General features: G+C 69.3%; 1 pseudogene. It reads right to left on the reverse strand.

The window, feature by feature from the left end:
* Positions 1-122, reverse strand: a pseudogene (locus FLQ44_RS24320) (pseudouridine synthase); the annotation flags it as partial.
* Positions 123-283 lie beyond the last annotated feature (161 nt).

Consider the following 283-nt stretch of genomic DNA (forward strand, 5'->3'; position numbering starts at 1 on the left):
GCGTCGAGCCGGCCCGCGGGATAGACGCCCGGCTGATCGATCAGGCCGGCGAGCGTCGGTCGCCCCTCTGCATCGGTGAACTGGCAGAGCACGCCATAGGGTTTGTTGAGGGCGATCAGCATGCGCGAGGGTGGGTCGGAGGATCGAGAGCAGCGCGCGGCTCGTTCAAGGCGACCGCGCTGGCGGACTGCGGATGCAACAGCGGCCGCTCGAGGCGGCCGCTGTCGGTCTTGCCCGGCGCGAACGCCGAGGTGATCGCTTCGACGATCAGTTGGCGGTCTTG

It is taken from the genome of Vogesella mureinivorans (genome assembly GCF_007644035.1).
Classification (GTDB): Bacteria; Pseudomonadota; Gammaproteobacteria; order Burkholderiales; family Chromobacteriaceae; genus Vogesella; species Vogesella mureinivorans.